At 65.3% G+C, this 15,620-nt stretch carries 12 protein-coding genes; 4 read left to right on the top strand and 8 right to left on the bottom strand.

What is annotated here, in order from left to right; translation table 11 throughout:
* Nucleotides 1–27 precede the first annotated feature (27 nt).
* From OH686_RS06175 to OH686_RS06185, 3 genes are all read right to left on the bottom strand, one after another.
* The gene (locus OH686_RS06175) at nt 28–714 is read right to left on the bottom strand and encodes a YiaD family glycine zipper/OmpA-like lipoprotein (protein ID WP_137974360.1); all 687 of its coding nucleotides are present in this window, start codon (nt 712–714) and stop codon (nt 28–30) included.
* 80 nt (nt 715–794) lie between these two features.
* The gene (locus tag OH686_RS06180) at nt 795–1,439 is read right to left on the bottom strand and encodes an MBL fold metallo-hydrolase (protein WP_289536879.1); all 645 of its coding nucleotides are present in this window, start codon (nt 1,437–1,439) and stop codon (nt 795–797) included.
* Nucleotides 1,436–2,479, bottom strand: a complete 1,044-nt coding sequence (locus OH686_RS06185; RefSeq protein WP_289536881.1) for an AraC family transcriptional regulator — start codon at nt 2,477–2,479, stop codon at nt 1,436–1,438. The genes OH686_RS06180 and OH686_RS06185 overlap by 4 nt, the downstream gene beginning before the upstream one ends.
* A 123-nt stretch (nt 2,480–2,602) precedes the next feature.
* Here OH686_RS06185 and OH686_RS06190 point away from each other — a divergent pair, with 123 nt between their 5' ends.
* Entirely contained in the window at nt 2,603–3,436 is an 834-nt protein-coding gene (locus tag OH686_RS06190; protein ID WP_289536883.1) for a metal-dependent hydrolase, read from the top strand.
* Here the strand turns inward: OH686_RS06190 and OH686_RS06195 are convergent.
* The 4 genes from OH686_RS06195 to OH686_RS06210 form a co-directional block, all read right to left on the bottom strand.
* Nucleotides 3,429–6,146, bottom strand: a complete 2,718-nt coding sequence (locus OH686_RS06195) for a winged helix-turn-helix domain-containing protein (protein ID WP_289536884.1) — start codon at nt 6,144–6,146, stop codon at nt 3,429–3,431. The genes OH686_RS06190 and OH686_RS06195 overlap by 8 nt on opposite strands.
* Before the next feature lie 130 nt (nt 6,147–6,276).
* Nucleotides 6,277–7,644 carry a DUF1329 domain-containing protein gene (locus OH686_RS06200; protein ID WP_289536885.1) on the bottom strand — a complete coding sequence of 456 codons (1,368 nt, stop codon included), beginning with the start codon at nt 7,642–7,644 and terminating at the stop codon, nt 6,277–6,279.
* A 32-nt stretch (nt 7,645–7,676) separates the two neighbouring features.
* Nucleotides 7,677–9,581, bottom strand: a complete 1,905-nt coding sequence (locus OH686_RS06205; RefSeq protein ID WP_289536886.1) for a DUF1302 domain-containing protein — start codon at nt 9,579–9,581, stop codon at nt 7,677–7,679.
* Nucleotides 9,582–9,800: 219 nt separating this feature from the next.
* Entirely contained in the window at nt 9,801–11,483 is a 1,683-nt protein-coding gene (locus OH686_RS06210) for a fatty acid--CoA ligase (RefSeq protein WP_289536888.1), read from the bottom strand.
* A 173-nt stretch (nt 11,484–11,656) separates the two neighbouring features.
* On the opposite strand from OH686_RS06210, the gene OH686_RS06215 reads away from it, so the two are divergent.
* Entirely contained in the window at nt 11,657–12,832 is a 1,176-nt protein-coding gene (locus OH686_RS06215) for a thiolase family protein (RefSeq protein WP_289536890.1), read from the top strand.
* A gap of 54 nt (nt 12,833–12,886) precedes the next feature.
* Here OH686_RS06215 and OH686_RS06220 read toward each other — a convergent pair whose 3' ends face one another.
* A complete protein-coding gene (locus OH686_RS06220) occupies nt 12,887–13,516 on the bottom strand; it encodes a LysE family transporter (protein ID WP_289536891.1) in 630 nt (209 codons plus the stop codon).
* Nucleotides 13,517–13,596: 80 nt separating this feature from the next.
* Here OH686_RS06220 and OH686_RS06225 point away from each other — a divergent pair, with 80 nt between their 5' ends.
* Both OH686_RS06225 and OH686_RS06230 read left to right on the top strand, forming a co-directional pair.
* Nucleotides 13,597–14,565, top strand: coding sequence for a 2-hydroxyacid dehydrogenase (locus OH686_RS06225; protein ID WP_289536893.1), 969 nt, complete (start codon nt 13,597–13,599; stop codon nt 14,563–14,565).
* Between the two features lie 31 nt (nt 14,566–14,596).
* On the top strand, nt 14,597–15,592 hold the full coding sequence (locus tag OH686_RS06230) for a methyltransferase (protein ID WP_289536895.1): 996 nt from the start codon (nt 14,597–14,599) through the stop codon (nt 15,590–15,592).
* Nucleotides 15,593–15,620: the final 28 nt, after the last annotated feature.

Consider the following 15,620-nt stretch of genomic DNA (forward strand, 5'->3'; position numbering starts at 1 on the left):
CTCGCGGGGCCTTTCTGTACGGCGTTATCAGTACTGGGCGCCGGGCAACGGACGCAGGGTGACTTCGACGCGGCGGTTCTGTGCGCGGCCGTCGGCCGAGGCGTTGCTGGCAATAGGCTGATCCGGGCCGGCACCACGGGTGCTCAGGCGCGAGGCGTCCACGCCCTGGGCCATCAGGTAATTGGCCACGCTCTGCGCACGGCGCTGCGACAGGCTCATGTTGTAGGCATGGTTGCCGGTGCTGTCGGTGTGGCCGACGATCTCGATGCTGTTCTGGTTGTACTGGCGGAAGGACGTGGCCAGGTTGTTCAGCGGGCTGTAGAAGCTGCTGGCGATGTCCGCCGAGTCGGTGGCGAAGGTGATGTTGCCGGGCATGATCAGCTGGATGGTGTCGCCCTGACGCTGCACCTCGACGCCAGTACCCTCCATGCTGCGGCGCAGTTCTTCTTCCTGCTTGTCCGCGTAGTAGCCGTAGCCGGCACCGGCCGCGCCGGCCACCGCGGCGCCGATCAGCGCGCCCTTGCCACGGTTGTCGTGGTTGATCGCGGCACCGGCCACGGCGCCGGCCAGCGCGCCCAGGCCGCCGTACTTGGCGGTCTTGCTCATGCCCCCGGAGCTCTGCTGGGGCTGATTTTCATAGGGATTCTGCGAGGCACAGCCAGTCAGCAGCGCCAACAGCAGGGCGGCGAGAGTCAGGCGTGAGGGGGTAGACATGGGAGTACTCCTGGAACGGCGGTTGACGGTCGAAAGGGCCGACAACGGGTTAGAGCGAAGCGGCAGACAAAGATTCCCGGTCAGGCGCGAATGAACGGATTCTCGCGCATCTCGTCACCCAGACGGGTATCCGGACCGTGGCCGGTGACCACGGTGGCGTCCTCATCCAGAGTGTAGAGGCGCTTGATCGAGCGCTCGATGGTGGCGTAGTCGCCGCCCCACAGATCGGTGCGGCCGATGCCGCGGCGGAACAGGGTGTCGCCGGCGATCAGCAGCTTGGCTTCGGGGAACCAGAAGCTGGTGGAGCCCGGCGTGTGCCCCGGCGTGTGCAGGGCCACACCGCAGCCGCAGGCCAGCTCCTCGTCGTCGGCCAGCCACTGGTCCGGCGCCGGCACCGGGGTATAGGGCACGCCGAACATCTGGCACTGCATTTCCAGGTTGTCCCAGAGGAACTGGTCTTCCTTGTGCAGGTGCAGGCTGGCGCCGGTCTTCTCCTTCATCTGCCCGGAGGCGAGGAAGTGATCCAGATGCGCATGGGTGTGGATGATGCTGACCACCTTGAGGCCATGGGCCTCCAGACGCGCCATGATCAGGTCGGGATTACCGCCCGGGTCGACCACAATGGCCTTCTTGCTCACCGGGTCGCCGATGATGGTGCAGTTGCACTGCAGCGGGCCGGCCGGGAAGGTTTCACGGATCAGGCTGGGTGGCGGGGCGGCGGTCATCTGGAGCTCTCCTCGGCTGGCACGGGCCGCGCACGATAATCCTTCGGCGCCCTCCCCGTCCATTTGCGGAAGGCCCGGCGGAAGTTGGACGGATCGTTGAAGCCCAGCAGCAGGGCAATCTCGAACAGCGGCAGGTGGGTGGTCTCCAGGTACTGCAGGGCCAGGCGCTTGCGCACCTCGTCGAGCACCTGCTGGTAGCTGGTGCCGGCGGCTGACAAGTGCCGGCGCAGGCTGCGCCCGCTGGTGTGCAGGGCACTGGCGGCGCTGTCGAGATTGGGAAAGTCGCCGGGACGGGCCAGCAGCAGACGGCGCAGGCGACTGAGCAGCCCCTCCTGCACGTCCAGGGTGGCCAGCAACGCCTCGCACTGCTGCTCGCACATCTGCATGGTGGCCGGGTTGGCCAGGGCCATGGGGCGGTCCAGGTAGTGGCGCGGCAGGCGGAACCAGTGCCAGGGCTGATCGAACTGGGCAGGCACGCCGAAGGCCTCGTCGTAGCGCGCGGCATGCTCGGGCGCGGGATAGGCGAAGCCGATCTCCACCCCCTGCGGGCGCTCGCCGAGGAGGAACTGGGCGATGCCATACAGGCTGCCGAACAGGCCCTCGGCGGCGAAGCGACCGAGCACGCCCAGAGGAATCGACTCGCTGGCGCGCAGCTCCAGCGAGTCCGGGTTGTCCACCAGCTCCAGCTCGAAGGTCAGACCCAGCACCCGGTAGTACCTGAGCGCGAACTGCACGGCGCGCCCGAGGTTGGCGCTGGACAGCAGGGCATAGCCGAGAATGCCGTGGGCCGAGGCATTCAGGCGCAGGCCCAGCAGCAGGCCCAAGGCCGGCTCATCGCACAACAGCAAGGCGGCGCCGGCCAGCTGGTGGAAGTCGGCCAGGGACAGCCGGCCCGTGGGGTTGAGCAGCAGCTCCGCACGCAAACCGGCGGCGCCGAGCAGGCGCTCACGCGCGACACCGAACTCGCCGGCCAGCTGCAGCAGGGCCTCGGCATAGGTGATCGGCACCAGTTCGGAATGCAGGTTCAGGGGTCTGCTCATCAGCGCTCGCCGTATTCGCCAGTGGCCGGATATGACCTGAATATTGGCTGAAGATAACCTTGTCCGCGAAAAGCCGGCAAGCCCATAGTCCGACCACGCCATAACAACAAGATGGGAGGCCGCATGCACAGCCTTACCCCGCACGACCTGCAGATCGCGCCGCGTCAGCCCGAGTTCAACTTCCCTACGCCCTGGGCTCGCCACTGGCACGGCGGCGACGCGTTCAAGAGCCATTTCTTCGATGCCATGTCGCTGCTGTTCCCCGAGGGCGAGCGCTTCTTCATCGACTCGGTGCGCGCCTACCGCGACCAGGTGACCGATCCCCAGCAGTTGGCACAGATCCGCGGCTTCATCGGTCAGGAGGCGCATCACAGCCGCGAACACCAGCACTACAGCGACGCCCTGCGCGCCACCGGCTATGACCTCGACTACCTGGAACGGCGCCTGAAGCGACGCCTGGGCTTCGTGCGCAAGCACCTGCCGCCCAAGGTGCACCTGGCAGCCACCACGGCAGTGGAGCACCTGACCGCGATCATGGCCGACGCCATCCTGCAGAACCCCGACTGGCTGGCAGGCGCCGACCCGGACATGGCCCGTCTGTGGCGTTGGCACGCGCTGGAGGAGAGCGAGCACAAGGCGGTGGCCTTCGACCTCTACCAGCAGGTCTGCGGCCAACTGTGGATGCGTCGCCGCGCCATGCTGCAGAGCACCTTCTTCTTCACCCTGGACACAATCAAGGGGCTATTGCACATGCTGCGCCGCGACGGCCTGCTGGCGAGCTGGCGAATCTGGCGCGACGGCCTGGTCTGGCTGTGGGGTAGCCGCGGCATCCTGCGCCCGCTGGTACGGGCCTACTTTGACTTCTACCGGGCCGACTTCCATCCCTGGCAGCACGACAATCTGCAGCTGATCCTGGAGAAACGCCGCGAATTCGACGCGGTGGCGGAAGTCAGCTGAGCAGGCCCAGGCCCTTGGCCCTGGCTACCGCCTGGGTGCGCCGCTCGACGCCGAGCTTGCTGTTGATGTGGCGGGCGTGGGTCTTGACCGTGTGCAGGGAGATGAACAGGCGCTCGCTGATCTCCTGGTTGGAGCAACCCAAGGCGATCAGGCGCAGCACCGCCAACTCGCGGGTGCTGAGCGCTTCGGTCGCGCCGCTGGGCAGCGGCTCGGCCTCGACCTCCGCCGGCAGGCGCTCGCGCAGGGCCTCACTCAGCGGGCTCGCTGGCGCCGTCTGCAACTGCGCCCGCAGCCAGGTCGGCTGGTGGGCGAGCAGCTCATAGAACGGCAGTAGCGTACCGCCCCGAGCCGTCTCGAAACTGGTCAGCAACTGCTGCTGGGCATCGCGCTCGCGCCCACCGGCAAACAGCAGCAGACTCAACTGCACTTGGGCGAATACACCCAGCAACTGTCCGCCCTGGGCCTGGGCTCGCAGCACCAGTGCACGCAGACGCCGCTCGGCGGCCTCGGGCTGGCCCTGGCGGCGCTCCAGGGCCGCGCGCTGCAGCTCGATATGCAGCGGCAACTGTGGATGGAACTCCGGCGCGGCGGCCGCCTGCTCGCCACCATAGGTCTCGGCCAGGCGCAGCAGCCAGGCGTTGGCCAGGTCGACCTGCCCCTGACTGAGCCACAGCTCGCACTTGGTCACGGTGATCATCGCCAGGTAATACACCGGCGGCACGTCCCAGATGTGCATCAGGCGCTCTGCCTCGGCCAGCTGGGCGAAGGCTTCGTTGAAGCGCCCCGCCCTGCCCTCCTGGCTGGCCAGGATGCAGTAGCCGATCAGCAGGCTGATGTCGCGGCAGCTGCGCGCCTCGGCGATGCCGGCCTGCAGGCGGCGGCTGGCCTCCTCCGGCTGCAGACGCAGGGCGAGCAGGAAACCTTCATAGAGAGTCAGACGCGCGCGCACCGCGTAGACCCGCTGCAGCGACAGACCACGCAGGCGTTCCAGCCCCGCACGCACCTCTTCCAGCGCCCGCAGTATCTCGCCGCGGGCCAGCAGGACCCGGCCACGATCGTAATGACAGAAGGCCTCGAACAACGGGTTGTCCTGGCGCTGGGCCAGCTCCAGAGCCTCGCGGTTGAGCCCACGCGCGCGCCACAGGTCGCCACGCACCACCGCCAGGTTGGCCAGGGTGGAGAGACACAGCAGGCGCGAGCCGTAGTGTTGCGCAGGCATGCCGGCCAGGGCCTCGGCGCAATAGAGTTCGGCATTCTGGCTGTCGCCGCGGCCGCGGGCTATCACTCCGCTGACGGCCAGCCACTGGGCCAGCAGCGACTGCTGCTCGGCCGCGGTGGGCGCCGGCAGGAAGCGCACCAGGTGATTGGCCAGGTCCTCCGCCGCATCCAGCTGGCAGGCCAATGCCAGGGCCCAGCTGTACAGCAGGATCAGGCGCGGCGTGCTGGTCAGCAGGCTGTCCGGCAGGTCCATCTTCCAGCGCAGCAGCATGGCCACGTTCTGCTCGGCGAGCAGGTGTTCTTCGGAGAAGTTCTGCACCAGGCTGGCTGCCACATCCGGCTGCCCGGCGCGCAACGCCTGCTCGACCGCCTCGTCCAGCTGGCCCTGGCTGCTGAACCAACGGCAGGCACGCAGGTGCAGGCGCGCCGGCGGTTGCGACAGCTGGCTGGCCGGATTGGCGCGCAGCAGGTCGGAGAACAGGTGGTGATAGCGGAACCAGCGCCCCTGATCGTCCAGCGGCACCAGGAACACCTGGTGGGCCTGCAGGTGCTGGAGGATGGCGGTGCTGTCGTGGCTGTCGCGCACCGCATCGCACAGTTCGGCGCAGAAGCGCTCGAGGCAGGCGGTGTCATAGAGAAAGGCCTGCAGCTCGGGAGGCTGACGCTCGATGACTTCCTCCAGCAGGTAGTCGCGAATCATGCTTTGGGCGCCGTGCAGATCGCGCTCGCCCTCGCTGGCGGCCAACAGCCACAGGCGCAAGCCAGCAACCCAACCCTCGCTGCGCTGCAGCAGGCTGTCCAGCGCCTCACCGGGCAATTCGGCGCCCTGGGCGCAGAACAGCTCGCGAGTCTCGTCCAGGGTCAGGCGCAGGTCCTGCTCCTGCAGCTCCAGCAGTTGCCGCGACAGGCGCAGACGCGCCAGATGCCAGTCCGGGCGCTGACGGCTGGTGACCAGCACCAGCATCCCAGCCGGCAGATGGTTGAGGAAGAACTGCAGGCAGCGATCCAGCACCGCACCCTGAGCCAGGTGGTAGTCGTCCAGCACCAGCAGCAAAGGGTTATGCGGATCGAGGTGCTCGCCCAGCTCGTCGAGCAGGCCGTCCAGCCATTCCTCGAAGGCGAAGGGCTGGTGGCGCTGGCGCATCTTCAGCATGCCCAGGGCCTCGTCACCGATCCGCGGGAAATGCTGGCGCAGCCCTTCCAGCAGGCGTTCGAGGAAGCGCCCGGGATCGCTGTCGCGACGATTCAGGCTCAGCCACAGGCTCTGCCATTGGGCGGGCAGACGCTCGCAGAACTCCACGGCCAACGAGCTCTTGCCGAATCCGGCCGGTGCGCAAACCAGCAGCAGGCGCCCGTCCATGCCCTGTTCCAGACGCTCGCACAGGCGCGGCCGACGCACATGTCCGGCAGGTAGCGGAGGTCTGAAGAAGCGCGGCTCGCCGGTGGAAACCGGTACGCTGACGAGGCCGGGCGAGCTGGAAAGATCGGTCACAAGGGCGGTCTTGGGCTGGACGTGAAATGCCCGCAGCCTATCCCCTTGCGCCGTGCATTTGAAGCCCAGCCGGTCCGTCAGAAAAGAAAAAGCCGGCGCAAGGCCGGCTTTTTCAGGGGTGGAGCGAGGATTAACGCACGCCGGCCTGACGCAGAGCTGCCGGGGTGTAATCGGTGGTAGCGGCCTTGTAGTTGAAGTCGTAGGACTGTTTCTCCTCGTTCTTCATGCCCAGGGCCAGGTAGCGACCGGAGATGATGTCGTGCAGGGTTTCCACGGTGTACCACGGCACTTGCTTGTCGTAGTAGTACTGGGAATGAGCCTCGGCGACACGCCACAGGGCGCCACGACCGTCGTAATGGTCGATGACCGCGGCCTGCCAGCTGTCCTCGTCGATGAACACATCACGCTTGGCGTAGATGTGACGCTCGCCGGCCTTCAGGGTACCGGTCACGTGCCAGACGCGGTGCAGCTCGTAGCGAGTGTGCTCCGGGTTCAGGTGGCCGGCCTTGATGATGTCGGCGTACTTCAGCTTCGGCGAGTCCAGCTTGTAGGAGTTGTACGGAATGTAGATCTCCTTCTTGCCGTTCAGCTTCCAGTCGTAACGGTCAGGAGCACCGTTGTACATGTCGAAGTTGTCGGAAGTACGCAGACCGTCGGCGGCGGTACCTGGACCGTCATAAGACACCTGCGGAGCGCGGCGCACGCGGCGCTGACCGGCGTTGTACAGCCAGGCCAGACGCGGCTCCTTCACTTGGTTCAGGGTCTCGTGGACCAGCAGAACGTTACCGGCCAGGCGAGCCGGAGCGGTTACGCGCTGCTTGAAGTAGAACAGGATGTTGCTCGGCTTGCTCGGATCGTAGTCGGTCAGGCTGGTCGGGAAGGTGAACTCATCCTGGAAGTAAACCAGGCTGTAGGAACCGTTGGCCTGCGGAGTAGCCTGGGTCACCAGACGACGCACGCTGCCACCGCGATAGCGGGTGATCTGGTTCCAGATCGCTTCCAGGCCGTTCTGCGGAATCGGGAAGGGATAGGCGGTCTTGAAGCCTTCCAGACCGTTACCACCTTCGACCAGCTTGGTGGTGGTGGCGTTAGCCTTCACGTCGTCCAGCACGCTCTGCGGTGCAGTGGCGGAACGATGGGTCGGGTACACCGGGATCTTGAAGCTGTCCGGGTAGCGCTTGAACATGGCCTGCTGACCGGGGGTCAGCTTGTCCTTGTACTGATCGACGTTTTGCGCGGTGATGGTGAACAGCGGCTGTTCACTGGCGAAGGGATCGGACAGGAAGCCGCGACCATCGACAGTGCCGGCGTTCTGCGGCAGACCACCGGTCCACTCGGGGATGGAGCCATCGGCGTTACCGGCCTTCTCGGCGCCCAGCGGAGTCAGGGTGGTGCCGAGCTTGGCAGCTTCATCGGCAGAAACAGCAGCCATTACGCTGGTGGCCAGCATGGAAAGCGCCAGGACACCGGATTGCAGCATGTACTTTGTTGTTTTCATTTGCATGTGTTTCCTCAGAGGATCCTGGTCGCTTAGAAGCTGGCGCCGACGCTAAAGGCTACGAAGTCACGGTCAATCGAGGTGTTGTAGTCGCCACCGAAGAAATCGGTGTAGGACAGGTTGGCCGTGTAGGTGTTCTGGTACTCGGCCTCGAGGCCCAGGCTGACGGCCTTACGACCTTCTTCGAAGTTGGCACCCGGACCCGGGGAGTAGCCATCGACGTCATGCGACCAGGCCACGCTCGGACGCAGGTTGATACCGGCGAACACATCCGGGTAATCCCAGATGGCACGAGTACGGTAGCCCCAGGAGCTGTGGGTAGTGAAGCCGTCGTCATTGCAGTTCTTGGTGGCATTGCTGAAGTCGGCGTTGTCGACCGCACCAGCGATGGTCACATTGTTTAGAGCCTCACAGGTACCATTCGGCAGCTCGCCCGGACCGAAGACCGGATCACGGCCGTAGCGGGCCTCGCTGTTGTGCTCCAGGCCGCCGACGAAGGTCATGCCGACTTCGCCCACCAGGGTCAGACGGCTTGCGCCCATGACCTGATCGAAGAAGTGGGTGAAGGTGGTCTGAATCTGCGTTACTTCCTTGCGGTTGTAGCCGTGACGGGTCGCTCCCGGGGCTGCGCTCAGAACGGACGCATCGGCATACGGGTTTGCAAAGCCGGGGTTGTTCAGCGGTCGAACAGCCGAATACAGCACGTCGGTAGTGTTCAGAGCGACCGGTGCATTCGGGCGATAGCTGACCTCGCCGCTCCAGGCGGTGCCGGTGGGCAGAGTGGTGGAGAAGCTCAGACCATAAAGACGGATGTCTTCCGGATACTCTATGAAGTAGCTGGAGCTACCGGCAATGGCCAGGGCAGAAGCCGAACCATTGAGAACTGGCAGGATTCCGTTAGCCACATCGTAGACTTCCTGACCCGGCGCGGTGGCGCTGAGGATCGGCGCGCGACTGTGGTAGTTCATGGCGTAGGCGCCGAACTCGGTATCCAGCGGTTCGAAGAAGTAGCGGAATGCCAGGCCCCACTGTCCGCTATCGCGAGCATCACGATCGTCAGAGCGAACGACCAAGTTACCTTCGCTGTTGATATCGAGCGGATCGAGACCGTTGGCAACCAGCAGCGGGTTCAGAACACCGTTGACGCGAGCCTCGTTGTTAGTGAGCAGACGCAGGTTGTCATCGCAACCATCCGCCGCGACGTCAACCTGGGAGAAGAAGGTGCCGCAGTTGTCGACTACGGTCTGCTCCCACTCCAGTTGGTAGAAGGCTTCCATCGACAGGTTGTCGGTCAGGCTCTGCGAGACGTAGAACATGTTGACCGGGATCAGGCCCTCCTTGATCTCGGCACCAGGACGACGGAACGCAGCCACGTCGACCGGGTTTACCGCGTTGATGCCGTTCTGGATGAAGGTGCTCTCACCCCAGCTCACGACCTGCTTACCAAAACGCACGGAGCCCGGCTGATCGGCGATGGCGTAGTTGTGATAGACGAAGGCGTCGAGGATCTCGGCACCGGAGGCCTGGGCGCCCTGTTTGCGGTTGGAGTCGTCGATGTCCTTGAACAGGCGATGCTCGTCCTTCAGTTCGAAGTCGTACCAGTACTTGCCACGGACGAATACGCCGGTATCGCCGTACTTCAGTTCGAGGTCGTGGATGCCCTTGAAGATTTTCGAGAAGGTTTCGCCCTTCTTGAAGTTCAGACGACCGTCGTCGGTGGTTTGCGACAGGCCCTGGCCGCCGTTGTTGACACCGATCAAATCACGATCGGCGCTGCGCACCGACCAGCTGGCCCCCACGGACAGAGAGGAATCGAGCTGACCCTCGATCTCACCAATATTGAAGGTGACACCGAAAGCCGGGGCAGCGAGGGTTGAGGCAAGGCTGACTGCCAGAGGCAGTTTGGCCATACGCCAGAACGGTTTAGTGGTTGTCATCGACGCTACTCCATGTGTTTTTTGTTATGGATGCCGCGGACTATAGCTACCACCCCCCTGGGCTTGATCCCCCTAAAGTGTGATTTCCAGTCCCCAGCCTCTCTAGACCGGCCGGTCACGCGCATGCGTGCCAGCCAGATTCATCACGCGATAGCAATTAACAAGCCAAGCGTTTGCTCGGACGGAGTATAAAAGGGCCATGCGCCCCGCCCTCAGGCCTCAGAGCGTAGACAGGAATGCGCTGCCTGCCGCCTGCCACTGAGCGATATCAAGACGAATTCGCTTCTTATCCAGCTTGCCCACACTGGTTTTGGGAATATCGGTAACAAGTGCGATTTGACTGGGTATCGCCCACTTGTTGATGCAGCCCTGTTCCACGAAAGGCTTCAGGTGTTCCTTGAGGCCCTTGGCATCTAGGCTCTGGCCCTCGCGCAGCACCAGCAGGGCGAAGGGACGCTCGCCCCACTGCGGGTCAGGCACACCGACCACCGCGACTTCGCGTACTGCCGAGTGCCGGCTGATCAGATCCTCCAATTCCAGCGACGACAGCCACTCCCCGCCGGTCTTGATCACATCCTTGATACGGTCGCGGATATCGATGTAACCGAGATCGTCCAGGGTGGCGACGTCACCAGTATGCAGCCAGCCATGTTCCCACAGCTCCGCGCTCTTCTGCGGCTCGTTGAAATAGCCCATGGTCAGCCAGGGGGCGCGCAGCACCAGCTCACCCTGGGTTTCGCCGTCCGCCGGAAGCAGCTGGCCGTCCGGGCCCATCAGCGCGGTCTCCACCAGCGGTACCGGCACGCCGGCCTTGATGCGGTAGGTGATCTGCTCGCTCTCGCTGCCGGCCTTGAGTTCTTCGTTGATATGGGCGCAGGAGATCAGCGGGCAGGTCTCGGACATGCCGTAGGCCGCGGTGAGCTGGATGCCACGCGCCTTGGCCGCCTCGTAAAGCGCACGATTGAGTGCACTGCCGCCGATGATGATCTTCCAGCCGCCAAAGTCCTGGCCCTGCCCCGCCTTGGCGTTGAGCACCATCTGCAGGATGGTCGGCACACAATGAGAGAAGGTGACCTTCTCCTTCCGCCACAGCTGCACCAGCAGCTCGGGATCGTAGCGCCCCGGGTAGACCTGCTTGATGCCGAGCATGGTGGCCGCGTAGGGAATGCCCCAGGCGTGCACATGGAACATCGGCGTGATCGGCATGTACACGTCATTGGTACCCAGCAGGCGCACGCTATCCACGCTGCCCAGCACGCTGGCCTCGGCCAGAGTGTGCAGCACCAGCTGGCGATGGGTGAAGTACACGCCCTTGGGGTTACCGGTGGTGCCGGTGGTGTAGAAAGTGGTGGCTACCGAGTTCTCGTCGAAGTCCTGGAAGTCGTACTTCGGGCTGGCAGCAGCCAGCAGATTCTCGTACTCACCGACCAGGTTGGGCAGCTCGGCGGTCTTCTCGGCGCCGTCGGTGAGCAGAATTGTCTTCTCCACCGTGGTCAGCTGGTTCTCGATGCCCTTGTACAGCGGCACGAACTCGCTGTTGACCAGCACGAACTTATCCTCGGCGTGGTTCATGGTGTAGAGGATCTGATCCGCCGACAGGCGAATGTTGATGGTGTGCAACACCGCTCCGATCATCGGGATGGCGAACATGCACTCCAGGTAACGGTGGCTGTCCCAGTCCATCACCGCCACAGTGTCACCGGCCTTCACCCCGGCATCGCTCAGCACATTGGCCAGGCGCGCCACGCGCTCGTTGAAGGTGGCGTAGCTGTAGCGCAGCTGGTCGCGGTAGACGATCTCGCGGGTCTTCTCGTAGCGGCTGCCGGACAGCAGCAGGCGCTTGATCAGCAGCGGGGCCTGGTTGGCGTTTTCTGTCGGGGGGATGACACGGGTCTGCAGCATGGCGGTAACCTGTCGTTCTGCGTTTTTTGTTGGTCGACAATCTAGAACCGCTCTGCCACTGGCTTAATCCACCCAAAGGATGATTTTGCCGGTGACTCTTTGGCCATCTTTGGTCACCCAGTAGAATTTCCTCGTACCTGCCGTTCCGGCGTCACTCTTCAGAGGTAATACCGATGTCCGATATCGTCATCGTCAGCGGCGCCCGCACCCCCATGGGTGGCTTCCAGGGCAGCCTGTCCAGCATCCCTGCCGTGGATCTGGGGGCCGCCGCCATTCGCGAGGCCGTGGCCCGTGCCGGTATCCAGCCCGCCGACGTGCAGGAAGTGATCATGGGCTGCGTACTGCCCGCCGGCCTCAAACAGGGCCCGGCCCGCCAGGCCTCGCTGAACGCCGGCCTGCCGTCCGCCACCGGCTGCACCACCATCAACAAGCTGTGCGGCTCCGGCATGAAGGCCGTGATGCAGGCCTTCGACGCGCTCAAGGCCGGCAGCAACGAAGTGATGGTCGCCGGCGGCATGGAAAGCATGTCCAACGCCCCCTACATCATCGAGAAGGCTCGCAGCGGCCTGCGCATGGGCCATGGCGAGATCAAGGACCACATGTTCTTCGACGGCCTGGAAGACGCCCGCACCGGTCGCCTGATGGGCTCCTTCGCCCAGGAAACCGCCGACAAGTACGGCATCACCCGTGAGGAGATGGACGCCTACGCCATCGAGTCGCTCAAGCGCGCCCAGGCCGCCATCCAGAGCGGCGAGCTGGCCAGCGAGATCGTCCCGGTCACCGTCACCAGCCGCAAGGGCGAGGTGGTGGTGAAGGACGACGAGCAGCCGTTGACCGCCAACCTGGACAAGATCCCCGGCCTCAAGCCGGCATTCAAGAAAGACGGCACCATCACCGCCGCCAACGCCAGCTCGATCTCCGACGGCGCCAGCGCGCTGGTGCTGATGACCGCCGAGGAAGCGGCCAAGCGCGGCCTCAAGCCGCTGGCCAGGATCGTCGCCCACGCCACCCAGAGCCAGGACCCGAGTGAGTTCACCATCGCGCCGATCGGTGCCATGAGCAACCTGTTCAAAAAGACCGGCTGGAGCAAGGAAGACGTCGATCTGTACGAGATCAACGAAGCCTTCGCCATGGTCACCATGCTGGCCATGCGCGAGCACGGCCTGGACCACTCCAAGGTCAACGTCTACGGCGGCGCCTGCGCCCAGGGCCACCCGGTCGGCTCCACTGGCTCGCGCCTGATCGTCACCCTGATCAACGCCCTGCAGAAGAAGGGCGGCAAGCGCGGCGTGGCCTCGCTGTGCATCGGTGGCGGCGAAGCCACTGCCGTGGCCATCGAGCTGCTGTAACCAGCGCATAAATGAAAAGCCCCGCCTAGGCGGGGCTTTTTTATGGGCGACGGTTTATCGCAACTCGGTAAAGGCCAGCTTGATACCCAGCCCCACCAATACCGCGCCCATCAGCCGGTCGAACCAGTGGCCCATGCGCGCGAAACCGGCACGCACTCGATGCTGGCTGAACAGCAATGCCACCAGGCAGAACCAGATCGCCGTGGCGAACGCCAGGTACACGCCATAGCCGGCCTGCACCGCCAGCGGCGTGTGCGGGTTGATCACCACGGTGAACAGCGAGAGGAAGAACAGCGTGGCCTTGGGATTCAGGCCATTGGTGACGAAACCGGTCATGAAGGCACCGCGCGGCGAACGCTCGGCAGTATCACCAACCACATCCAGGCTGCCCGGCGCAGCGGGTTTGGCGCGCAGCGCCTTGATGCCGATGTAGAACAGATAAGCCGCCGCCAGCCACTTCAGCGCATTGAACAACACGATGGACTGCGACACGATCAGGCCAATGCCCAGCAGCGAATAGGCCACATGCACGAAGATGCCGGTGCCCACGCCCAGCGCCGTCCAGGTGCCGGCGCGACGGCCGTGGGCCACGCTCTCGCGCACCACGATGGCGAAATCCGGCCCCGGGCTGGCCACGGCCAGCAGGTGGATCAGCGCCACGGTCAAAAACTCCGCCCAGTACATGCGACCTCCGAATAGTGGGAATCAGGACAACGGGCTGGCAACCTTACGCCAGTCCTTCGTATTAGCAACAGGTACAGCCGATGACCAACAGCCCTCGCGCGGTCTTCCTCGATCACGCCTCCCTCGATCTCGGCGACCTCGACCTGGCGCCTCTGCGCCAGGTGTTCGGCGAACTGGTCCTGCACGACGCCTCCACCAGCGAACAGGCCGCCGAACGCCTGCATGGCGCCCAGGTGGCGATCAGCAACAAGGTGCACCTGAGCGCCGCCGCCCTGGCCGCCTGCCCCGAGCTGAAGCTGATCCTGGTTTCCGCCACCGGCACCAACAACATCGACCTGGCCGCCGCCCGCGCGCGCGGCATCACGGTCGCCAATTGCCAGGGCTACGGCACCGCTTCGGTGGCGCAGCACGCGCTGATGCTGCTGCTCGCCCTGGCCACCCGCCTGCCGGATTACCAGGCGGCAGTCCGCGACGGTGCCTGGCAACGCGCCAGCCAGTTCTGCCTGCTCGACTTCCCGATCATCGAGCTGCAGGGCAAGACTCTCGGCATCCTCGGTCACGGTGAGCTGGGCGGCGCCTTCGCCCGCCTGGCCGAGGCCTTGGGCATGCACGTGCTGTATGGCGCCCTGCCCGGCCGTCCGGCCCGCGCCGATCGCCTGCCATTAGCTGAGCTGCTGCCACAGGTCGATGCCCTGAGCCTACACTGCCCGCTGACCGAGCAGACCCGCCACCTGATCGGTGCCGCCGAGCTGGCATTGATGAAACCCCAGGCGCTGCTGATCAACACCGCCCGCGGCGGTCTGGTCGACGAGCAGGCCCTGGCCGATGCCCTGCGCGCCGGCCAGCTGGGTGGCGCGGCGTTCGATGTGCTCAGCGAGGAGCCGCCACGTAGCGGCAACCCGCTGCTGGCGGCGGACATACCGCGGCTGATCATCACCCCGCACAACGCCTGGGGCAGCCGCGAAGCGCGGCAGCGCATCGTCGGTCAGCTGTCGGAGAATGCCCGCGCCTTCTTCGCCGGCGCCCCCATCCGCGTGGTCAGCGGGTAAACTACGCAGCTTTTTTGACCCGGAGATCGCCATGGACCCACGAAGCGAGGTGCTGCTGCGCCAGGCGGAGCTGTTCCAGGGCGACCTGCTGCTGGCCGGCCTGCCGGCCGACGACCTGCTCGGCCAGCTGCCGCGCGCCCATGGCTGGAGCTGGCATGCCGGCGAGCAGAACACCCTCGACGCACGCTTCGCCGGGCGCAGCCAGTTCGGCACCGGCGTGCCCGAGCGCAGCTTCGACGGCGCCGTGCTGTTCCTCCCCAAGTCCCGCGAGCTCACCGACTACCTGCTGCAGGCCCTGGCCGCACGCCTGGCCGGCAGCGAGCTGTACCTGGTCGGCGAGAAGCGCGGCGGCATCGAGCGCGCCGCCAAGCAGCTGGCCGTCTATGGCAAGCCGCGCAAGCTGGACAGCGCGCGCCACTGTCAGCTGTGGCAGGTGACGGTGGACAACGCCCCGGCCGCGCCCGATCTGCAGGCCCTGGCCCAGCGCTTCGAGCTGCCCCTGGCGGACGGTCCGCTGCGGGTCCTGAGCCTGCCCGGCGTGTTCAGCCACGGCCGCCTGGACCGCGGCAGCGCCCTACTGCTGGAGCAGCTGGACGGCCTGCCGCAGGGCCATCTGCTCGACTTCGGCTGCGGCGCCGGGGTGCTCGGCGCCACGCTCAAACGCCGCTATCCACACAGCCAAGTGAGCATGCTCGACGTGGATGCCTTTGCCGTGGAAAGCAGCCGCCTAACCCTGGCCGCCAACGGCCTGGAGGCCGAGGTGATCGCCGGCGACGGCATCGACGCGGCACCTACCGGCCTTGCGGCCATCGTCAGCAACCCGCCCTTCCACACCGGCGTGCATACCGACTACCAGGCCAGCGAGCACCTGCTGCGCCAGGCTGCTCGGCACCTGGACAAGGGTGGCGAGCTGCGCCTGGTGGCCAACAGTTTCCTCAAGTACCCGCCCCTGATCGAACAGCACCTGGGCCCCTGCAAGACACTGAGCGAGGCCGACGGCTTCCGCATCTATAGCGCCCGCCGCTGACACCCTCTCTACCTCACTTGAGCGTCCG

The organism is Pseudomonas sp. SO81 (genome assembly GCF_030374125.1).
In the GTDB taxonomy this organism is placed as follows: domain Bacteria; phylum Pseudomonadota; class Gammaproteobacteria; order Pseudomonadales; family Pseudomonadaceae; genus Aquipseudomonas.